Genomic DNA, 18,953 nt, shown 5'->3' with positions numbered 1-18,953 from the left:
TATGCGAGCACGCCACCCCATCGCGACGTAGGGAGACGCCCCGACCATGCCCGGCACCAGCGGCAACGGCGCCGTGACCCGCAGCACCCTGCGGCAGCAGATCGCCGAAGCGCTTCGCGACGAGGTGCTGGCGGGACGGCTGCAGCCGGGTCAGGAGTTCACGGTGAAGGAGATCGCCGAGCAGTACGGCGTCTCCGCCACCCCCGTACGCGAGGCCCTGGTCGATCTCTCCGCGCAGGGCCTCCTCGACGCCGACCAGCACCGCGGCTTCCACGTCCACGAGTACTCCGTAGCGGACTACCGCCGCATCCTCGAGGCCCGCAGCCTGGTCATCGCCGGCATGTTCCAGGCACTGGACAGCAATCACCGGGGCTACCAGAACCCCACGGACGCCCGCTTCGCCGCCGGCCTCGCCGGAGTGCGCCGCCGCGGCGAGGAGGCACAGCGCGCGGCAGCCGCGGGCGACCTCACCGTCCTGATCGGCTACGACCTGCGCTTCTGGAAGGAACTCGGCAACCTCTTCGGCAACCCCTACCTCGCCGACTTCCTGCACCGGCTGCGCGTCCAGTCCTGGGTCTGCGCGGTCCAGCACCTGCGCCGGGTGACCGACCTGCGCGGCCACCTCTGGTCCTGCCACACCGAGCTGGTCGACGCGCTGGCCCGACGCGACACGACGGAGGCACGCGCGATCGTCGCCTCGTACAACACGGACTCCCTGGCCCTCATCGAACGCCTGGCCGCCGGATGAAGGGCCCTGAAACGGCCGTGGACCTCTCCGTCGTCATCCCCGCCTACAACGAAGAACGGCGCCTCGGCCCCACCCTCGACGCCATCGCCGACTATCTCGGCGAGGACGAGGGCCGCTGGGGCGACTGGGAGATAATCGTCGCCGACGACGGCTCCACCGACGGCACCCGTGACCTCGTCACCGAGCGAACCAAGCGGGCCGAGGGAACCGAGCAAGCCGAGCAAGCCGAAGGAACCGAGCGCGCCCAGGGGACCGACGCCCCCGACACCCGCATCCGCCTCGTCACCGCCGACCGCAACCGCGGCAAGGGCGCCGCCCTCCGCCTCGGCGTCGCCGCCTCCCGTGGCCGCCGCGTGCTGGTTACGGACGCCGATCTGGCCGCGCCCATCGAGGAGTTGGAGCGGCTCGACAAGGCGCTCAGTGAGGGCTACGCCGCCGCGATCGGCTCCCGTTCCGTCCCCGGCGCGACGATCGGCGACCGCCAGCACCCGGTGCGCGAACTGCTCGGCCGCGCGGGCAACGTACTCATACGCAGGACCGCCGTCCCCGGCATCCGCGACACCCAGTGCGGTTTCAAGCTCTTCGACGGCGACCGCGCCCGCGAGGCCTTCGCCGACTCCCGACTCGACGGCTGGGGCATCGACGTCGAGGTCCTCCAGCACTTCCGCCGCGCCGACTGGCCGCTCGCCGAGGTCCCGGTCCGCTGGTCGCACCAGAGCGGCTCGAAGGTCGGCCCCCTCGACTACGGCCGCGTCCTCGCCGAACTCGCCCGCCTCAAGGCCCGCGCCCTCCGCCCGGCGGACCTCCTGGCCGTAGCCCTCTTCCTCCTCATGTCGGTGGCCCTCTACTCGGGCCGCCTGATCGACCCGAGCAACCGCTATCTGCCGGATTCGCTCCGGGACCAGAACCAGTGGGAGTGGTTCTTCGCGGTGACGGCCGACAACGTCGCCCACCTCCGCAACCCCCTCTTCACCGACCTCCAGGGCTTCCCCGACGGCGTGAACCTCATGGCCAACACGGTCATGCTCGGCCTGTCCGTCCCCTTCGCACCGCTGACCCTGCTCGCGGGCCCGGCGATCTCCCTGAGCGTGGTCATGACGCTGGGCCTCGCGGCCACCGCCGCCGCCTGGTACTGGCTGATCGTGAAACGGGTCGTACGGCAGCGCGCCGCGGCCTTCGTCGGCGCGTCCCTCGCGGCCTTCGCCCCGCCGATGGTCAGCCATGCCAACGCGCACCCGAACTTCATCATCCTGTTCATGATCCCGCTGATCATCGACCGCGCGCTGAGGCTCTGCTCCGGCACCCGGGTCACCCGGGACGGGATCGTGCTGGGCCTGATGGCGGCGTACCAGATCTACCTCGGCGAAGAGCCCCTGCTGCTCGCGGCGATGGGGATGCTGCTGTTCGCCGCCGCGTACGCAGTCGTACGACGGGATGTGGCGAAGGCGTCCTGGCGCCCGCTCGGCAAGGGCCTGCTGATCGGCGCCGCGACCTGTCTCCCCTTGGTCATCTACGCCCTGGCCTGGCAGTTCTACGGCCCGCAGAGCTACCACAGCGTCCTGCACGGCGACAACGCCGGCAACAGCCCGCTGGCCCTGCTCTCCTTCGCGGAACGCTCGCTCATCGCGGGCGACGCGGACACCGCGAACGCCCTCTCCCTCAACCCCACCGAGCAGAACGCCTTCTACGGCTGGCCGCTGGTCGCCCTCGCCTTCGCGATCGTCGTACGGCTGTGGGAGCACGCCCTGGTCAAGGCGCTGGCGTTCACGGCGGTAGCCGCGGCTTTCCTTTCCCTGGGCCCGGAGTTCCGTATCCCGCTGACGGACGTCGTCCTGCCCGGCCCCTGGGCGCTGCTCGCCGAGAAGCCGTTGTTCGAGTCGGTCATCGAGGGCCGCGTGGCGATGGTGTGCGCACCGGCGCTGGGCATGCTGGTGGCGCTGGCGGTGGACAGGCTGGCCGCCACCCGCGCCATGAGCACGCAGTTCGTCGGCTTCCTCGGCATCTGCCTCGCCCTGCTCCCCCTCGTCCCCGCCCCGCTGAAGGCGGTGGACCGGGCGGAGGTGCCGGCGTTCATCGCGGACGGGAGCTGGAAGTCGTACCTCGGAAAGGGCGAGTCGCTCGTCCCGGTCCCGCTGCCGGACCCCGGCAACGCGGAGGCCCTGCACTGGCAGACGGAAGCCGGCATGGGCTTCAAACTCCCCGGCGGCTACTTCAACGGCCCCTACGGCGAGGAGCGCGTCGGCATCTACGGCGCCTCTCCCCGCGACACCTCCAACCTCCTGCGGGAGGTGCGCTATACGGGCAAGATCCCGGAGATCGGTGCGAACTGGCGGACGCTGGCCCGGCACGACTTGGCCTTCTGGAAAGCGGGCGTGCTGGTGCTGGCGCCGCAGCAGAATGACGACAAGCTGCGCGAGACGGTGGAGAAGCTGGTGGGCAGCCCTGGTAAATGGACCGGCGGGGTGTGGGTATGGGATCTGCACGCGGGGAGCTGATGGGCACCACACCGACTACTGTCCTAGTCGTTTCAGAAGTCGCTAGTTACTCAGTTCTGGTCGTTTCTAGTCGTTACGAGGAGACCTCTTTTGGCCTGTGACCTGTGGCTGGTACCGCTCGTCGACGTGTTGTGCCACACGCCCGACAACCCGTTCGCCGAGGAACTCGCGCAATACAACAAGGTGCTGGCCGAGGCCGGGCTGCCGCCGGTGCCGGTGTACCAGTACATGCCGGGCCTGTCCGGCGACGTGGCCCCGGTGGCCGGCTTCGACTACGACGCGCTGCACTTCCTGCGCCGCGCGTACCTGCTCCAGGTCTGCGGACTGCCGGTGACGCCGGTCGACGCACTCGGCGGCGACTACGAACAGCTCCTGGAGATGTTCGAGACAACGGCCCAGCAGTCACACCTGGTCTGGCACTACGACCATGCGGGCGCATACGTCCCCGTGGACTTCCCGCACCCCCTCGCCAACGACGAACTCCTCGCGGGAGGCGGCCCGTTGGGCTCCTCACAGGCCCTTCTGCGCGAGCTGGAATTCGTAGCGCCGGTGATCGGCATCGATCCGGCCAACCCCCCGGCACCACCTCAGCCCCCACTGGCCCCCACCGAGCTGGAGGAACCCGCGGTCCCCGCCCCCTACGACCCCAGCCCCTTCGCCCGCGAGCGGCACGTGTGGCTGGGCCTGCACGCGGCGGCGACGCGCAGTCTGGCGCAGGGGTCGATGATCGTCTTCAGCTGAGGCCGGCACTCACCGGATCTGGGACAGGCCCTTCTGCAGGTCCTCGAGGTTCATCACCGGCTTGAACTCCACCTCGGCGCCGAGCCTCTCGAAGAGCGGCTCGGTGAGCGGTGGCAGCTGGGAGCTGTCCTGCATGTCGAAGACGATGAACATCGTGCGGACCCCGCGGTCGGGGGCGAAGTAGGAGGCCTCCGGCTTGAACGCCTCCATGATCTCCTGCATGACCTGAGGCATCTTGCCACTACGGATGACTTCGTTCGCCTTCTCCGTGTCGACATGGGCCTGAAGCAGCACGCGCATGAGGTACGCCTTTCTCTGATCGGTCCGTACGAGCTCACGCTATGAGCGATATGCGCACTTCGCCCGTCCACAGCTCCATCCGAGCGCGAGGAGGGGAGGGCACCCGGCGGGCGTCCTCCCCTCCATGGTCATCGCCGGCGCGGCAACCTGATGGTCCGCACGAGCGGCATCTCCGCGTACAGGTCGGGTTCGACGGTCAGCACATGACGCCCGTCCGGCCAGTCCGGCGTCGGCCGGGACAGGTGGATCGCATGGCCGAGCCGCCACTCCACCCCGTCACGCAACAGCGCGCCCACGGTGGACGCCCCGGAGAAGTCCAACTCGACGATCTCCACGGCGGGCAGCGCTCCCACATGCTCGGCGAGCCCCTTGCGCATGCCGTCAGCAGCGGCCAGGCACAGCGCCGGAACGTACACGTGCCGGGTGGGCCCGTGCTCGGTGTTCGCGACGAAGTGCGAGGCGAGAGAGTTCCCCGAACCCAGCGCCAGCAGGGCCGACTCGTCGAAGACGACGCCCGTCGAACCCGCCGCCATCGCACTCACAGGCTCTCCACCGGTCGGCCGGCCTCGAGGTCCTGCCAGACCTTCTCGACCCGGTCGTGATCCTCGTCCGTGAACGTCACGCCGAAATGTGTCTCGCAGTACGCCTTCGTCTCCTCGTACCGCTTGCGCAGCTCCTCCTTGGTGGGGGTGGCCCCCGCCAGCTCGGCGATCAGATCGCGCATGGTCATCCCGCGCTCGCGAGCGAGCACCATGAGGCGGTCACGGACAGCGGGGTCGACCTTGACGGTGGTGTCAGCCATGACGGCAGTATACCTGCGGTATACCGTATCGGCCCGCTCAAGCAGTGCGGTCATTTCGTTCCTTTCGGTTGGATCGCCCGGCTCTACGGATGTACGGCCGGGAGTCTGTATGGGCCTACGCGGACACCGGCCACCCACGCCGCAAGCGGTCCTCCACCAGCGCACGCGCCGAGCGCACCGGCTGCGGCGGCCAGCCGTACACCAGCGCCGCCCGCGCCTGATCACTGCTGACGCCCCGCGCCCACCACGCCTCGACAAGCGGCGCGAGCCGTAGTGCCTCGGCGGCGTCGAGGGTGAGCCGGGAATCGATCCGCCCGAGGGAGATGAGCAGTTGCGCGGCGAGTGCGGTCTGCCTGCCCCTCCGCGCCTGCCGATCCCGGACTTTTTCGGTTTCACCCGTTGGTGGCCCGACTTCGCATGGACCGTCGAACACCTCGTGAACGACGGGGACTTGACCCGCACCCCCGCCCCCGCGAACCACCGGCCGCGCATCCCGCCGTTCCTCCAGCTCACACAAGGCGGCGGCCATACGCGCCCGCCTCTCCGGGCACTGCGCGGAGAACGCGCGCAGGGCGACGCGGGCGCCGCCAGGGAGGGTCAATAGGTACGTCAGTGCGCTCACCAGGCACCGGGAGGTGCGCCGGTCGCGGAGAAGGGCGGCGAAGAAGCCTGAAATGACGCGCGCAGGCGTCGTACGATGAAAACGCATCCGGAGGGTCGTCTCCTGGTGTCGAGCCCCCGGGTGTTGGCGCACCGCGGGGGCATTTCTGTTGGCGTGACTCTACGGGTACGCAGAGCGACGAATGCAAGCCGAAACCACCTTTTCCCAGGCGGAAGTTGATGTTCTTCACCCCTCAGAGTGAAGAGCGGTGCGCAGCAGGAGCGTGTGTACGAGGTGGTCGGCGCCCGTCGGGCGGTAGCGCCAACTCAAGGGCCAGGTCAGGTCATTGAGGGCCGGGATCGGGATGTACGAGATCCGGTCCGGACCGGCGGTGAAGCGGGTGACGCCGTCGATCCTGAGGACGTCGAACTGGACGCCTGCCTTGCGGAGTTGGACGCCGGTCGCGGCGAGCCAGCTAATCCCGGGATTCAGTCGGCGACGACAACCCGGACGGCGCGGTACTGATAGCCGTCCTGCTCAACGGCCTCCCATTCCAAGGTGACCTTCTGGCCCGGGGCGAGAGAGCGGAAGCCCGGCATCTCCACGGTGGAGAAGTGGGTCCAGCAACCCCCGGGGGTCTCCCTGGAGTCGAGGACTCCCCAGCCCTGTTCGTCGTCCCACTCGGTGACGGTCGCTTCGATCATGGAGTCATCGTCCTTGGGCCGGTCAGGGATGTCCATGACCGGCCCACTCGGAGATCGAAGACGCGGTTTACAGGAACGAGTTGATCTCGATCGTCTCGTCGCGGCCGGGGCCCACGCCGATCGCGGAGATCGGGGCGCCGGACATGTCCTCCAGGGCCTTGACGTAGTCCTGCGCGTTCTTCGGGAGGTCGGCGAAGGTCTTGGCCTTCGAGATGTCCTCCGACCAGCCGGGCAGCATTTCGTAGACGGGCTTGGCGTGGTGGAAGTCGGACTGGGAGTACGGGAGTTCGTCGACGCGGCGGCCGTCGATCTCGTACGCCACGCAGACCGGGATCTGCTCCCAGCCGGTGAGGACGTCCAGCTTGGTGAGGAAGAAGTCCGTCAGGCCGTTGACGCGGGTGGCGTACCGGGCGATGACCGCGTCGAACCAGCCGCAGCGGCGGTCACGGCCGGTCGTGACGCCCCGCTCGCCGCCGATGCGGCGCAGCGCCTCGCCGTCCGCGTCGAAGAGCTCGGTCGGGAACGGGCCCGCGCCGACGCGGGTCGTGTACGCCTTGAGGATGCCGATGACGCGGCTGATCTTCGTCGGGCCGACGCCGGCGCCCGTGCAGGCGCCGCCCGCGGTCGGGTTGGACGAGGTGACGAAGGGGTACGTGCCGTGGTCGATGTCCAGCAGCGTGCCCTGGCCGCCCTCGAAGAGGACGACCTTGTCGTCCTCCAGGGCCTGGTTCAGGACCAGGACCGTGTCGGTGACGTACGGCGCCAACTTGTCGGCGTAGGTCAGCAGCTCCTCGACCACCTGGTCGACGGCGATCGCGCGCCGGTTGTACAGCTTGGTGAGGATCTGGTTCTTGACGTCGAGGGCCGCTTCGACCTTCTGGGTGAGGATCGACTCGTCGTAGAGGTCCTGGACACGGATGCCGACGCGGTTGATCTTGTCCGCGTAGGTGGGGCCGATACCGCGGCCGGTGGTGCCGATCTTCCGCTTACCGAGGAAGCGTTCCGTCACCTTGTCGACGGTGACGTTGTACGGCGTGATGATGTGAGCGTTGCCGCTGAGCAGGAGCTTGGACGTGTCGACGCCTCGCTCGTTCAGCCCGCTCAGCTCGGAGAGCAGGACCGACGGGTCGACGACGACGCCGTTGCCGATGACCGGGGTGCACCCCGGGGACAGGATTCCGGAAGGAAGGAGGTGCAGGGCGTACTTCTGATCGCCCACGACTACCGTGTGGCCGGCGTTGTTGCCGCCCTGGTAGCGCACTACGTAGTCGACCGACCCGCCTAGCAGGTCCGTCGCCTTTCCCTTGCCTTCGTCACCCCACTGAGCACCGAGCAGCACAAGTGCGGGCACGCGCGTACACCCCTTCCGGGCGGGGCATGTCCAAGGTCAGAGGCGTACGCGACATTGACTGTGCGTCGCACAGCCTGTTTCGTACACCGGCGACCTTCGTTGGCCGCAACCGTCGGACCGGATGCCCCGGAATAGACGAAGCCCCTGGCGCAATAGCGCAAGGGGCTCTTGCACAAAGATGCTACCCGAGGAAGCGAGGCATGACCGAGGTGGCGACTTCTCCGACGTCCGCACAGCTGCTGGTGGTGGTCGACCCGATCGCCCGTCGGACGGACGGAGAGTCCGTACGGATCGCGAAAGACGTGCTCAGCGCGGGCGCCGCGACCAAGGTGTGTCTGCCGGAAGGGCCGGAGGAATTCGCCCGGGCGCTGGCGCGGCGGGGGTCGCGGCGGCCCGTGGTCGTCGGGGACGACCGGGCGCTGCTGCGGGCGGTGTCCCTGCTGCACCGGCAGCGGGAGCTGGGCGGATGTGCGCTGTCGGTGGTTCCGGTGGGCGGTGTGCTCTCGCTGGCCCGGTCGCTCGGGGTGCCCACGGGGGCGGTGGCGGCGGCGCGGGCCGTGCTGGACGGGGCGGAGCGGCGGCTGGATCTGCTCGTCGACGACAGCGACGGTGTGGTGCTCGGCGCGCTGCGGATTCCGCCGCTTGCCCTGCGGGAGCCCCGGGATCATCCGGCGGGGGCGTCGGCCATGTCCTCCGTGCATCCCTGGCTGCGGACCTGCCAGTCCTTCGTACGGACCCTGGCCACCCGCCCCGGCCGGACGATCCCGTCCGCCCCCACCGCCGGGCCCGCGCGGCTGCGCGTGGAGGTCGACGGGGTGACGCTCGTGGATCTCGACCAGCCGGTGGAGGCCGTGTCCGTCATGCCGGGCCGTGCGGGGTCGGCCGAGGTCGAGGTACGGCCCGCTTCGGTGGGCGCGGAGGCGTCGCCGTTGCGTGCGGTCGGGCGCGCGGTGACGGTGTCCGGTGCGGACTTCCGGTACCGGGCGGACGCGGTGGTGAGCGGTCCGGTACGGACACGGACGTGGACGGTGCTGGAGGGGGCGTGGGGGCTGACGTTGCCGGTGACGGGGACGGGGACGGGGACGGGGCGCGGGTAATCCGGGTGCCTGCTCCCCTGTGCCGCGGCTAATGTGCCTCCGGCCGAGATCCACCCGGTCGACAGCCAGGAGGCCTGCCATGAGCCAGTACTTCGACATGGGCGAAGAGACCCTGTGGAACCCGTCGAACGGGGCCGCTCAGCTGTTCGTGCGGCAGGTGAGGCTGTACGAGGACCTGCTGGGCATCCCGTCGGGCATCGGCCCGATGGAGAACGACGAGTGCCAGGTCGATCCGGCCGCCTTTGAGACGTTCGTGACCGCCCTGCTGACCTGGCGCGACCGGACGCAGCACCGCATCATCGACGCGCTCGCCGCCGGTTTCATCGCCACGGTGCTGGCCCTGGCCGACCGGGCCCGCGTCGACGTGCGCTGGCCGGAACCCCGCGTCGGCCTCGAGGGCCGGACGGACATCCAGGTACCGGCGCCTCCACAGCAGGACTGGGCGGGAGCGGCTCGCGCACGGGCCCGGGAACTGGACCGAGCCATGGCCCGCTGACCCGCGCTCCAGGCAACGCCTTCGACGGCCCCTTCGACGGCCCTCTAAAGGTCTGGTTGACAAACATTTAACCGGTCGTACCCCTTGAGCGACTCATCGTTCGTGCAGCATCCTCCTCCATCAGGGCGCGGCGTCACGCGCCGGACGAGGCCGGAAGGGGTCGCGCGATGGCGGTACAGGAGGGCGTCGCCTCCGAGGAGACGAGCGGCGGGGCGGGTACGGTTCACCGGCTGAAGCCCAACGCCGTGGGCCTGCTCGGCGTGGTCTTCATGGCGGTCGCGACCGCCGCGCCGATCACCGCGATGACGGGCAATGTGCCCTTCATGGTCTCGTCCGGCAATGGCATCGGCGCCCCGGCGAGCTACCTCGTCGCAATGGTCGTACTGGCAATCTTTTCCGTCGGCTTCACCTCGATGGCGAAGCACATCACCTCGACGGGCGCCTTCTACGGCTTCATCTCCTACGGCCTCGGCCGCTCCGTCGGTCTCGCCTCGGGACTGCTCGCGACGTTCGCGTACGTCGTCTTCGAGCCGGCGCTGATCGGCATCTTCTCGACCTTCGCGACGACGACCCTGGAGGACCAGACGGGACTGAGCGTGCCCTGGTGGGCGTTCGCGATCCTGATGCTCGCGATCAACGCGATGGGTACCTGGTTCGGGGTGTCCGTCGCGGAGAAACTGCTGGTCGTGCTGCTGGCCACCGAGGTGACGATCCTCGCCGCGATGGCGATCTCGGTCGCCCTGCACGGCGGCGGTCCCGACGGCTTCACCTTCGGCCCCGTCAACCCGGTCAACGCCTTCCAGGGCACCAGCGCCGGCCTCGGCCTCTTCTTCGCCTTCTGGTCGTGGGTCGGCTTCGAGTCGACCGCGATGTACGGCGAGGAGTCCCGCGACCCGAAGAAGATCATCCCCAAGGCGACGATGATCTCGGTCCTCGGTGTCGGCGTCTTCTACGTGTTCGTCTCCTGGATGGCCATCACGGGCAACGGCGAGAAGGAAGCCGTGGCGGCGGCCTCGTCCGCGAATCCGCTCGCCATGTTCTTCAACCCCACCGAGCAGTACGTCGGCCACTGGGCGGTCGTCGTCATGCAGTGGCTGATGATCACCGGCTCGCTGGCCTGCGGCATGGCCTTCCACAACTGCGCCGCCCGCTACATGTACGCGCTGGGCCGCGAGGGTGTCCTGCCGTCCCTGAAGAACACCATCGGCCGCACCCACGCCCGGCACGGCTCCCCGCACATCGCGGGCCTCGTCCAGACGGTGGTCAGCGGCGTGCTGCTCGCCGCGTTCTGGATCGCGGGCAAGGACCCGTACACCGGTACGTACGTCCTGCTCGCCATCCTCGGCACGATGGCGATCCTCGTCGTCCAGGCGGTGTGCTCGTTCGCGGTGCTGTGGTACTTCCGCTCCCACCACCCCGAGAGCCGCCACTGGTTCCGCACCTTCACCGCCCCGCTCGTCGGCGGCGTCGCGATGCTCGCCGTAGTGGTGCTGCTGGTGTCCAACATGGGCGTGGCGGCCGGGCCCGAGTCCGGTTCGCTGGTGCTGAGGGCGACCCCCTGGCTGGTCGCACTGATCGCCGTGGCGGGCGTCGGCTGTGCCCAGTACCTCAAGCGCCGGTCGCCGGAGCGGTACGCGCTGCTGGGGCGGACGGTGCTGGAGGAGACGAAGGAGCGGTAGCGCTTCGGATCAGGCGCCGGGGTCGGCAGGAGCCGGTGCGGGCTGGATCACGGGCGGCTGGCTCGCCGGGGGGACCGGCGGCTGGAAGGCGGGCGACGGCTGCGACTCCACCAGGACCAGCGCGCTGGAGGGAACGGTCGACCGGACTTCGTAGAGCTCCAGGAGCGCGGCATACAGGTGCTCCGCGCTCTCGTGCGCGTCGTACGCCCTGACCAGCCGCGCTCGCCACTCGAGGTTCTGCCAGGCGTAGCGCCTGCGCAGGTTCGTGGAGTGCCGTGCGTCGGCGCGCAGGAAGGTCGAACCCGCCGAGAACCCGGCCGCCAGCAGGGCGAGGACGGCCGCCGGCACGCGCGCGCCGGCGGAGGCCAGCCCGACGGAGCCCGAGATGCCAGCCAGCACGGCGCCGGGAAAGCCGAGGCCGAGGTACGTCGCATGCCACAGCTTGGCGCGGCGCTGCGCGCGCCGGGCACCGATCTGCGCCTCGCTGATGACCTTGTCGACCTCGGCACGCAGGGCTGCCAGCCGCGCGTCGGCCGCGGTGGTCGGCGCGATGGGCCCGGAACTGCTGTCCGGCACGAATCCCCCTGTCCCGCAACGGAGTTGAGCACGCAACCCGAGTGTACGAGGCGCCTGCTCACCGGGAACAGAGGCGAACCGCGCACTCCCCGGAGCTTCGGTCCGCGCGCCGTGCGTCACCCCTGGCCGAACGTCTTCTCGCGGTGCACCCGCCAGCGCTCCATCATGGCCAGGATCTCGCCCTCGATGAACTCGAAGAAGGCGAGCGTCTCGGCCATGCGCCGGCCGGCCGGCGTGTCGACGCCGAGGCTGTTGACGCCTTCGCGCAGGGCAGCTTCCCAGCGCTTGATGATGGCCTCGCGGTTGGTCAGGGCCTCGTACCACTGGTCGCCGTGCACCCGGTAGCGCTCGCGGCGCGAACCGGGCTCCCGCTCGCGCGACACCATGTGCGTCTGGGCCAGGTAGCGGACCGCGCCGGAGACCGCGGCGGGGCTGATCTGCAGCTGTTCGCCCAGTTCGGCGGAGGTCATCGCCCCCGAGTCGGAGGAGAGCAGCGCCGCGAAGACCCGGGCGGGCATGCGCTGCATCCCGGCCTCGACGAGCTGCGCCGCGAAGGACTCGACGAACTTCGACACGGCTTCCGCGTCGCGACCACCCTCCACTGATTCCGTTGATCCCGTCATGGTCAACATCCTATCGGGGGTTTTAACGCTTCCTTAACTTCACAAATTTCTGAAAGAAGCGTACGTTCTGAAACATGACCAAGGCAATCACCGTCTCCGGACTGCACAAGTCGTTCGGCAAGACCCATGCCCTCGACGGTCTCGACCTGGACGTCGAGACCGGTGAGGTCCACGGCTTCCTGGGCCCCAACGGCGCCGGCAAGTCCACCACCATCCGCGTCCTGCTCGGCCTGCTCCGCGCCGACGCGGGCGCCGCGCAGGTGCTCGGCCGCGATCCGTGGGCGGACGCGGTGGAGGTGCACCGCCGGATCGCGTACGTCCCCGGCGACGTGACCCTGTGGCGCAACCTCTCCGGCGGCGAGGTCATCGACCTCTACGGCAAGCTCCGCGGCGGCCTCGACAAGCAGCGCCGCGCCGACCTGATCGAACGGTTCGAACTGGACCCGACGAAGAAGGGACGGACGTACTCGAAGGGCAATCGGCAGAAGGTCGCCCTGGTCGCCGCGTTCGCCTCGGACGTCGACCTGCTGATCCTGGACGAGCCGACCTCGGGGCTCGACCCGCTGATGGAGGAGGTCTTCCAGCGGTGTGTGGAGGAGGAGCGGGAGCGCGGCCGGACCGTCCTGCTGTCCTCGCACATCCTGAGCGAGGTCGAGGAGTTGTGTGACCGGGTGAGCATCATCCGCAAGGGACAGACCGTGGAGAGCGGCTCGCTCGCCGATCTGCGGCATCTGACGCGGACGAGCGTGACGGCCGAACTCGCGGGCACCCCCAACGGGTTGTCCCACCTCCCGGGCGTCCACGACCTCGACGTACAGGGACGGCGGGTCAGGCTCCAGGTCGACACCGACAAGCTGGACGCCGTACTGCGCTCGCTGAGCGAGTCGGGCGTACGGTCCCTGACCTCGACGCCGCCCACGCTGGAGGAACTGTTCCTCCGCCACTACCAGGACGACGTCACGGACGTCACGAGTGAAGAGGCGGCGGCCCGATGACCACACTCGTTGCCGACCGCCGCTTCGCGCCGAGGGTCGGCGGAAAGCGCCAACTGGCGGGCACCAGCGCCCTGTTGAGGTTCAACCTGCGGCGCGACCGCGTCACCGTCCCGGTCTGGGTGGCCGTGACGGCGTTGATGGTCGTCTCCATGCCGAACTCGCTCAAGACCGTCTACTCCACGCCCGCCGAACGCGCCGACATCGCCCAGCAGATGCTGACGAACAACTCGCTGCGCGCGATGTACGGCCCGCTCTTCGACGACTCGCTCGGCGGCCTCACCGCCTGGCGCATCGGTGTCTACGCGGCCGTACTCGCCGGGATCATGAGCCTGATCATCGTCGTACGGCACACCCGTGACGAGGAGGAGAGCGGGCGCCAGGAACTCGTCTCGTCGGCGATGGTGGGCCGGCGTGCCCCGCTGACGGCGGCCCTGCTGACCGCGCTCGTCGCCAACGGCGTGGTCGCGCTGCTGGTCGCGGGCGGCCTCGCCGGACAGGGCGGGTCCGGGGCGCTGGCGTTCGGGCTCGGTATCGCGGGCGTCGGGATGGTGTTCGCCACGATGGCGGCGATCGTCGCGCAGCTCACCGAGAGCGGGCGGCTCGCGAAGGGGCTGACCGGCGGGCTGATCGGGGCGGCGTTCGTACTGCGGGCGGCGGGTGACTCGGCCACGACGGACGGGTCCTCGGCGCTCACCTGGATCTCGCCGATCGGCTGGCTGGAGAACCTGCGGGCCTTCGCCGGCGAACGGTGGTGGGTGCTGCTGCTGTTCGCCGCCGCGACGGTGATCCAGGGGGCCGTAGCGTACGAACTCGCCGGGCGGCGTGACGTCGGCAGCGGCTTCGTACCGACCCGGCCCGGGCCGGCCGAGGGGCGGCTGGGCACGGCGGGCGCGCTGGCCTGGCGGCTGCAGCGGGGCAGCGTGCTCGGCTGGGGACTCGGGTTCCTCGCGGGCGGGGCCGCGTTCGGCGGGGTCACCAAGGGGGCGGCTGACCTGGTCGGCGACAACGACAACACCCGCGAGATCATCGAGCGGATGGGCGGCCAGTCCGGCATCACGGACGCGTTCCTGGCCACCATGGTCGGCATGTTCGGCCTGGTCGCCGCGCTGTACATCGTCTCCTCCGTGCTCCGCCTGCACGGCGAGGAGACCTCCCAGCGGGCCGAGCCGGTACTGGCGGGCGCGGTCGGACGGCTGCGGTGGGCCGCCGGGCACCTGGTCGTCGCGTTCGGCGGGACGGTGCTGCTGATGCTCCTGGCCGGGCTGGGCCTCGGCCTCGGCTACGGCGCCGAGTTCGGCCCCATCCTCGGGGCCTGCCTGGTCCAGGTCCCGGCGGTCTGGGCACTGGGCGGACTGGCGGTCCTGCTGTACGGGCTGTCCCCGCAGGTGGCTCCGGCCGCGTGGGGTGCGGCGGGGGTCGTGCTCTTCCTGGGGTGGATCGGTCCCGCACTGGATCTGCCGCAGACGGTGCTGGACATCTCGCCGTTCGGTCATCTGCCGAAGCTGCCGGGTGGGGAGATGGCTTGGGGGCCGGTGGGGGTCCTTGCGGGGGTCGCGGGGATGCTGGTGGCTGGGGGGCTGACGGGGTTGCGCCGGCGGGACATGAGTACGTGACGGTGGGAGTCAGTCGACGTACTGCTTGAGCTTCTCGGTGTCGAGTTCGATGCCGAGGGGCTCGGGGAGTACAAGCGGGTTCCCGAAATGCACTCTGCGGCAGTTGCCGTACCCGACCTGTTCCGGATCGCTGAAGAGTTTGACCGTGCCCGCGTCCCGGTCGATCAACAGGTAGAACGGGATGCCTGCGGCACCATAGGCATCGGGCTTCTCCTGGCGGTCGCGCCGGTCGATGTCGGAGTCGAAGGACGTGACCTCGAGTACCAGGAGCACACCGCTCGCATCGGCCCACTGACCATGCCCGGCGAAGTGGCCCTCGGGCGCGATCACCGCATCGGGAATGGCCCGGCCCTCGCGGTACTTCTCCACGATCAGCCCTTGCCCTTGGTACACATCCAGATCAGGCCTCGCCCGCATGCAGCGCTTGCTCAGCCACGCGACAACGCTGTTGTGATCGCCATCGCCCGACATCTTGACCCCGATCCGTCCGTTGATGAACTCCAACCTGACGGTGTCGTCGGTCTCCTTGGCCGCGAACGCGGCGATCCTCTCGAAGTCTTCCACCGACATCTGGGGCGTCTGCAACGCGCGCTCTGCCATAACCGTCATGGTGCCTCCCTTCGCAGGCAGACACCAGCGTGACCGCTGGCCCGTGAACGCCGACCGGCTTCACTCGATGATCATCCGAACGGGTGATCAGCCGATCTCCACGCTCAGCCCCTCCAGCCCCCGGATCACAAAGTTCGGCTTCCGCTCCGGCTCCGCCGCGAGACGCAGCGTCGGCGCCTTCTCCAGCAACGCCGTCATGGATGCCGCCAGTTCGATACGGGCCAGCGGTGCGCCGATGCAGTAGTGGATGCCGGCGCTGAAGGAGATGTGGGGGTTGTCCTTGCGGGTGAGGTCGAGGTGGTCGGGGGCGGAGAAGACCTCGGGGTCGTGGTTGGCGGAGCCGAAGAGCATGGCGATCTCCGCGCCCCTGGGAATCGTCGTGCCGTCGATCTCGATCTCGTCCAGGACCCAGCGTTCGAAGAGCTGGAGCGGGGTGTCGTAGCGCATCAGTTCTTCGATGGCGGTCGGGACGAGGGAGTGGTCGGCTCGGAGGCCCGCCAGCTGGCCGGGGTTGCGGAACAGGGCCCACCAGCCGTTGACCGTGGCGTTCACCGTCGCCTCGTGGCCGGCGTTCAGGAGGAGGACGGCGGTCGAGATCATCTCCTGTTCGGTGAGGCGGTCGCCCTCGTCGTGGGCCTCGATGAGCCCGGAGATCAGGTCGTCGCGGGGCTCCTTGCGGCGGGCCGCGATCAGTTCGCGCAGGTACTCCGTGAACTCGACCGACGCCCGCACCGCCTTCGCCGCCGTCTCCTGGGACGGGTTCAGCTCGTACATCCCGCAGATGTCCGCCGACCAGGGCCGCAGCGGGGCACGGTCCGACTCCGGGATGCCCAGCATCTCGGCGATGACGGCCACGGGGAGCGGCTCGGCCACGTCCGCGAGCAGATCACCGCCGCCGCGCTCCACCAGCGCGTCGACCAGCTCTCCGGCGAGGTTGGCCACATACGGCTTGAGCTGCTCGACCGTACGCGGTGTGAACGCCTTCGACACCAGGCGCCGGATCCGGGTGTGGTCCGGGGGTTCGAGGTCCAGCATCCCGTGGTCGTTCAGCACATGGAACGGCTCGTGCTCCGGCGGTGGCGCCGTCCGCCCGAAGTCCTCGTGCGTGAAGCGGTGCTGGTACGTGCGGCCCAGCCGCCGGTCCCGCAGCAGCGCCGAGACGTCCGCGTGGTGCGGGACCAGCCACTGGTCGGTGGGCTCGTAACGGATCACCCGGCCCCGCGCACGCAGCTCGGCGTAGGCGGGGTACGGGTCGGCGAGGAACGCCGGGTCCCATGGGTCGAAGGCGAGGTCGGAAGCAGCTGGCATGAACGGACGCTAAGCGCTTCGCGGGACGGGCCGCAACAGTCGTCGTTCGTCTGCGGGTCCGTTGTGGCTGGTCGCGCAGTTCCCCGCGCCCCTTCGGGGCGCTGCCGAACCGCCGTCGACTTCAGTCCCCCACTGACCGGCGCCTCTCACTTACCGCCGAAATCCGGGAGGGTGAGCGAGCCGTCCTCGGCCAGGGGGAAGCCGGGGTTGTGGGCGACTTCCCAGGCGTGGCCGTCCGGGTCGATGAAGGCGCCGGAGTAGAAGCCGATGGGGTTCACGGCGGCGGGCTTGGTGATCGTGCCGCCGGACCGCTCCACCGCTCCGAGTAGCGCGTCTACCTCCGCGTCGGAGCGGACGTTGTGCGCGAGCGCGATTCCGCCGAAACCGGCGCTCGGCCCCGGCTCCAGCCCGCAGTCGCGCGCCAGCTTGTCCCGGCTCCACAGGACCAGTCCGAGGCCGCCGGCCTGGAAGAAGACCGTCTCCTCGACCTCCTGGCCCCGCCAGCCCAGGGCCTCGTAGAAGGCCTTGGCCCGGGCGAGATCGGAAACACCCAGCGTGATCAACGTGATGCGCTGTTCCATGCCCTCACGGTACGTTCAGCCGGCCAAGGGTGCCCGCAGTCTCTCTCGATGCGCTCGGGCGGTGACGATCAGCCCGTCCAGTGCGTCCCGGGTGCGGGCGAGGTCCGCGATGTGCTCGGAGAGCCGGTCGCGCTCCTGGGCCATCCGCTCCAGCGCGGCGTCGGAGTTCTTCTCGCTGGGCGCATAGCGGCACGGGAGCAGTTCCGCGATGGTGCGGCTGGACAGGCCCGCGGCGTACAACCGCTGGATGAACATGACCCGGTCGACGTGATCCTCGGTGTAGTGCCGCTGCCCGCTGGGACTGCGGACGCTGGCGAGCAGTCCCTGTTCTTCGTAGTACCGCAGGGACCGGACGCTGACTCCGGCCCGTGACGCGAGCTCCCCGATGCGCATGCCGTCCTCCCGGCTGTGACCTGCGACACAAGTCTTGCCTCTCACATGGATGTGAGGTTTTAGCGTAACTGCCGTGCCCGAGACCCGGGTACCGCAGATCACGATGGAGTCCTGACGTGACGACCCTTTTCGACCGCCATCAGCTCGGTGACCTGACGTTGCCCAACCGGGTGGTGATGGCCCCGATGTCGCGGGTCCGCGCCGCTGCCGGCGGTCTGGCGACGCCCTCGATGGCGTCCTACTACGCCCAGCGTGCGACGGCCGGGCTGATCGTGACCGAGGGCGTGCAGCCGAGCCTGATCGGACAGTCCAATCCGGGCACCCCGGGACTGCACACCGATGAACAGGTCACCGCGTGGCGCCAGGTGACCGCCGCCGTGCACGCCAACGGCGGACGGCTCTTCGCCCAGCTCATGCACGGCGGACGGGTCTCCCATCCCGACACCACCGGGATGCAGCCAGTCGGGCCCTCGGCCGTCCCCGCCGTCGGCGACGTGTTCACCCCGACCGGGCCCCAGCCCGCGCCGATGCCGCGCGCCTTGACGACCGCCGAGGTGCCCGAGCACGCCCAGTCGTACGCCCGGGCCGCTCGCCGCGCCATCGACGCCGGCTTCGACGGTGTCGAGCTGCACGGCGCCAACGGCTACCTGATCTCCCAGTTCCTCTCCACCAACGCCAACCTGCGCACGGACCGCTACGGAGGCTCGACGGCCAACCGGATCCGGTTCGCCGTCGAGGCGGTATCGGCGACCGTCGAGGCCGTCGGCGCGGCCAGGACCGGCATCCGCCTCTCCCCGGGCGGGACCTTCTGGGGAGTCGAGGAGACCGATGTCGCCGATCTCTACGCCGAGTTGCTGCCCGAGCTGGCCCGCCTGGAGCTGGCCTACATCCATCTCGAGGCCACCGCCGATGAAGACGTATTGGTCGGTCTGCGCCGCGCGTGGCCCGGCACCCTCATCATGAATCCGGTGCTTCCGATGGGGCCCAAGCAGACCGGCCGGACCGAGGCCGACCGCTGGCTCGGGCTGGGCGCCGAACTCATCAGCTTCGGCCGCGCTTTCATCGCCAACCCCGACCTGGTCGAACGGCTGCGCACCGGCCTCCCGATCGCCCCCGTCGACGAGGCCACCTACTACCAGGGCGGTGACTCGGGATACCTGACCTACCCGGCGTATCAGCACGCGGTCTGACGCCCCCCGGCGCTGGGCCGAAGGCGCCGCCGGCCGTTCCCGCGGCCGGCT

General features: G+C 69.7%; 21 protein-coding genes. 9 read left to right on the top strand and 12 right to left on the bottom strand.

The genetic code is table 11. The annotated features are described in order from the left end of the window. The first annotated feature begins 46 nt into the window (after positions 1-46). From AB0I98_RS19985 to AB0I98_RS19975, 3 genes are all read left to right on the top strand, one after another. A complete protein-coding gene (locus tag AB0I98_RS19985; RefSeq protein WP_362943383.1) occupies positions 47-748 on the top strand; it encodes a GntR family transcriptional regulator in 702 nt (233 codons plus the stop codon). After that, positions 745-3,243 carry a dolichyl-phosphate beta-glucosyltransferase gene (locus AB0I98_RS19980; protein ID WP_362943380.1) on the top strand — a complete coding sequence of 833 codons (2,499 nt, stop codon included), beginning with the start codon at positions 745-747 and terminating at the stop codon, positions 3,241-3,243. Before AB0I98_RS19985 ends, AB0I98_RS19980 begins: the two co-directional genes overlap by 4 nt. Before the next feature lie 90 nt (positions 3,244-3,333). Then, on the top strand, positions 3,334-3,984 hold the full coding sequence (locus AB0I98_RS19975; RefSeq protein ID WP_362943377.1) for a hypothetical protein: 651 nt from the start codon (positions 3,334-3,336) through the stop codon (positions 3,982-3,984). A 9-nt stretch (positions 3,985-3,993) separates the two neighbouring features. On the opposite strand, the gene AB0I98_RS19970 is transcribed toward AB0I98_RS19975, so the two are convergent. The 6 genes from AB0I98_RS19970 to AB0I98_RS19945 form a co-directional block, all read right to left on the bottom strand. Then, entirely contained in the window at positions 3,994-4,284 is a 291-nt protein-coding gene (locus tag AB0I98_RS19970) for a DUF3303 family protein (RefSeq protein ID WP_362943374.1), read from the bottom strand. Between the two features lie 128 nt (positions 4,285-4,412). After that, positions 4,413-4,817: a hypothetical protein gene (locus AB0I98_RS19965; protein ID WP_362943647.1), complete on the bottom strand. Its 405-nt coding sequence runs from the start codon at positions 4,815-4,817 to the stop codon at positions 4,413-4,415. A gap of 5 nt (positions 4,818-4,822) precedes the next feature. Continuing rightward, complete coding sequence (locus AB0I98_RS19960) at positions 4,823-5,086, bottom strand: hypothetical protein (protein ID WP_230396234.1); 264 nt, start codon at positions 5,084-5,086, stop codon at positions 4,823-4,825. Between the two features lie 115 nt (positions 5,087-5,201). Continuing rightward, complete coding sequence (locus tag AB0I98_RS19955; protein WP_362943371.1) at positions 5,202-5,615, bottom strand: hypothetical protein; 414 nt, start codon at positions 5,613-5,615, stop codon at positions 5,202-5,204. A 560-nt stretch (positions 5,616-6,175) separates the two neighbouring features. Continuing rightward, the gene (locus AB0I98_RS19950; protein ID WP_362943368.1) at positions 6,176-6,391 is read right to left on the bottom strand and encodes a cold shock domain-containing protein; all 216 of its coding nucleotides are present in this window, start codon (positions 6,389-6,391) and stop codon (positions 6,176-6,178) included. Positions 6,392-6,458: 67 nt separating this feature from the next. Next, positions 6,459-7,742, bottom strand: a complete 1,284-nt coding sequence (locus AB0I98_RS19945; RefSeq protein WP_362943365.1) for an adenylosuccinate synthase — start codon at positions 7,740-7,742, stop codon at positions 6,459-6,461. A 200-nt stretch (positions 7,743-7,942) separates the two neighbouring features. On the opposite strand from AB0I98_RS19945, the gene AB0I98_RS19940 reads away from it, so the two are divergent. The 3 genes from AB0I98_RS19940 (at position 7,943) to AB0I98_RS19930 (ending at position 11,014) form a co-directional block, all read left to right on the top strand. Beyond that, positions 7,943-8,839: a diacylglycerol kinase family protein gene (locus AB0I98_RS19940; protein ID WP_362943362.1), complete on the top strand. Its 897-nt coding sequence runs from the start codon at positions 7,943-7,945 to the stop codon at positions 8,837-8,839. A 79-nt stretch (positions 8,840-8,918) separates the two neighbouring features. Further along, positions 8,919-9,335 (top strand): DUF6086 family protein, encoded by a 417-nt coding sequence (locus AB0I98_RS19935; RefSeq protein ID WP_362943359.1) that lies wholly within the window; start codon positions 8,919-8,921, stop codon positions 9,333-9,335. 167 nt (positions 9,336-9,502) lie between these two features. Beyond that, positions 9,503-11,014: an APC family permease gene (locus AB0I98_RS19930; RefSeq protein WP_362943356.1), complete on the top strand. Its 1,512-nt coding sequence runs from the start codon at positions 9,503-9,505 to the stop codon at positions 11,012-11,014. 9 nt (positions 11,015-11,023) lie between these two features. On the opposite strand, the gene AB0I98_RS19925 is transcribed toward AB0I98_RS19930, so the two are convergent. Both AB0I98_RS19925 and AB0I98_RS19920 read right to left on the bottom strand, forming a co-directional pair. Next, positions 11,024-11,590 (bottom strand): hypothetical protein, encoded by a 567-nt coding sequence (locus tag AB0I98_RS19925; RefSeq protein ID WP_362943353.1) that lies wholly within the window; start codon positions 11,588-11,590, stop codon positions 11,024-11,026. Between the two features lie 116 nt (positions 11,591-11,706). After that, a complete protein-coding gene (locus tag AB0I98_RS19920; RefSeq protein WP_362943350.1) occupies positions 11,707-12,213 on the bottom strand; it encodes a MarR family transcriptional regulator in 507 nt (168 codons plus the stop codon). A gap of 74 nt (positions 12,214-12,287) precedes the next feature. On the opposite strand from AB0I98_RS19920, the gene AB0I98_RS19915 reads away from it, so the two are divergent. Both AB0I98_RS19915 and AB0I98_RS19910 read left to right on the top strand, forming a co-directional pair. Beyond that, the gene (locus tag AB0I98_RS19915) at positions 12,288-13,208 is read left to right on the top strand and encodes an ABC transporter ATP-binding protein (RefSeq protein ID WP_362943347.1); all 921 of its coding nucleotides are present in this window, start codon (positions 12,288-12,290) and stop codon (positions 13,206-13,208) included. Then, complete coding sequence (locus tag AB0I98_RS19910; RefSeq protein WP_362943344.1) at positions 13,205-14,821, top strand: ABC transporter permease; 1,617 nt, start codon at positions 13,205-13,207, stop codon at positions 14,819-14,821. Before AB0I98_RS19915 ends, AB0I98_RS19910 begins: the two co-directional genes overlap by 4 nt. A gap of 9 nt (positions 14,822-14,830) precedes the next feature. Here the strand turns inward: AB0I98_RS19910 and AB0I98_RS19905 are convergent, their stop codons facing one another. The 4 genes from AB0I98_RS19905 to AB0I98_RS19890 all read right to left on the bottom strand — a co-directional run bounded on the left by AB0I98_RS19905 (position 14,831) and on the right by AB0I98_RS19890 (position 17,712). After that, positions 14,831-15,430, bottom strand: a complete 600-nt coding sequence (locus tag AB0I98_RS19905; RefSeq protein ID WP_362943341.1) for a Uma2 family endonuclease — start codon at positions 15,428-15,430, stop codon at positions 14,831-14,833. 87 nt (positions 15,431-15,517) lie between these two features. Next, complete coding sequence (locus AB0I98_RS19900) at positions 15,518-16,738, bottom strand: cytochrome P450 (protein ID WP_362943338.1); 1,221 nt, start codon at positions 16,736-16,738, stop codon at positions 15,518-15,520. Between the two features lie 146 nt (positions 16,739-16,884). Beyond that, positions 16,885-17,319: a VOC family protein gene (locus AB0I98_RS19895; protein ID WP_362943335.1), complete on the bottom strand. Its 435-nt coding sequence runs from the start codon at positions 17,317-17,319 to the stop codon at positions 16,885-16,887. 15 nt (positions 17,320-17,334) lie between these two features. After that, complete coding sequence (locus tag AB0I98_RS19890; protein WP_328360026.1) at positions 17,335-17,712, bottom strand: MerR family transcriptional regulator; 378 nt, start codon at positions 17,710-17,712, stop codon at positions 17,335-17,337. A 116-nt stretch (positions 17,713-17,828) separates the two neighbouring features. Between AB0I98_RS19890 and AB0I98_RS19885 the strand changes: the two genes are divergently transcribed. Continuing rightward, on the top strand, positions 17,829-18,902 hold the full coding sequence (locus AB0I98_RS19885) for an alkene reductase (RefSeq protein WP_362943332.1): 1,074 nt from the start codon (positions 17,829-17,831) through the stop codon (positions 18,900-18,902). Positions 18,903-18,953 lie beyond the last annotated feature (51 nt).

The organism is Streptomyces sp. NPDC050211 (assembly GCF_040656035.1).
Taxonomy (GTDB): Bacteria; Actinomycetota; Actinomycetes; order Streptomycetales; family Streptomycetaceae; genus Streptomyces.
This window is presented reverse-complemented; position numbering and strand designations above follow the sequence as displayed.

Bases quoted from the DNA above. Each gene is read 5' to 3' on its own strand.
- AB0I98_RS19950 (WP_362943368.1), bottom strand. From the start codon at position 6,391: ATGATCGAAGCGACCGTCACCGAGTGGGACGACGAACAGGGCTGGGGA.
- AB0I98_RS19980 (WP_362943380.1), top strand. From the start codon at position 745: ATGAAGGGCCCTGAAACGGCCGTGGACCTCTCCGTCGTCATCCCCGCC.
- AB0I98_RS19935 (WP_362943359.1), top strand. From the start codon at position 8,919: ATGAGCCAGTACTTCGACATGGGCGAAGAGACCCTGTGGAACCCGTCG.
- AB0I98_RS19965 (WP_362943647.1), bottom strand. From the start codon at position 4,817: ATGGCGGCGGGTTCGACGGGCGTCGTCTTCGACGAGTCGGCCCTGCTG.
- AB0I98_RS19900 (WP_362943338.1), bottom strand. From the start codon at position 16,738: ATGCCAGCTGCTTCCGACCTCGCCTTCGACCCATGGGACCCGGCGTTC.
- AB0I98_RS19940 (WP_362943362.1), top strand. From the start codon at position 7,943: ATGACCGAGGTGGCGACTTCTCCGACGTCCGCACAGCTGCTGGTGGTG.
- AB0I98_RS19910 (WP_362943344.1), top strand. From the start codon at position 13,205: ATGACCACACTCGTTGCCGACCGCCGCTTCGCGCCGAGGGTCGGCGGA.
- AB0I98_RS19960 (WP_230396234.1), bottom strand. From the start codon at position 5,086: ATGGCTGACACCACCGTCAAGGTCGACCCCGCTGTCCGTGACCGCCTC.
- AB0I98_RS19890 (WP_328360026.1), bottom strand. From the start codon at position 17,712: ATGCGCATCGGGGAGCTCGCGTCACGGGCCGGAGTCAGCGTCCGGTCC.
- AB0I98_RS19895 (WP_362943335.1), bottom strand. From the start codon at position 17,319: ATGGAACAGCGCATCACGTTGATCACGCTGGGTGTTTCCGATCTCGCC.
- AB0I98_RS19915 (WP_362943347.1), top strand. From the start codon at position 12,288: ATGACCAAGGCAATCACCGTCTCCGGACTGCACAAGTCGTTCGGCAAG.
- AB0I98_RS19905 (WP_362943341.1), bottom strand. From the start codon at position 15,430: ATGACGGTTATGGCAGAGCGCGCGTTGCAGACGCCCCAGATGTCGGTG.
- AB0I98_RS19920 (WP_362943350.1), bottom strand. From the start codon at position 12,213: ATGACGGGATCAACGGAATCAGTGGAGGGTGGTCGCGACGCGGAAGCC.
- AB0I98_RS19985 (WP_362943383.1), top strand. From the start codon at position 47: ATGCCCGGCACCAGCGGCAACGGCGCCGTGACCCGCAGCACCCTGCGG.
- AB0I98_RS19970 (WP_362943374.1), bottom strand. From the start codon at position 4,284: ATGCGCGTGCTGCTTCAGGCCCATGTCGACACGGAGAAGGCGAACGAA.
- AB0I98_RS19930 (WP_362943356.1), top strand. From the start codon at position 9,503: ATGGCGGTACAGGAGGGCGTCGCCTCCGAGGAGACGAGCGGCGGGGCG.
- AB0I98_RS19955 (WP_362943371.1), bottom strand. From the start codon at position 5,615: ATGGCCGCCGCCTTGTGTGAGCTGGAGGAACGGCGGGATGCGCGGCCG.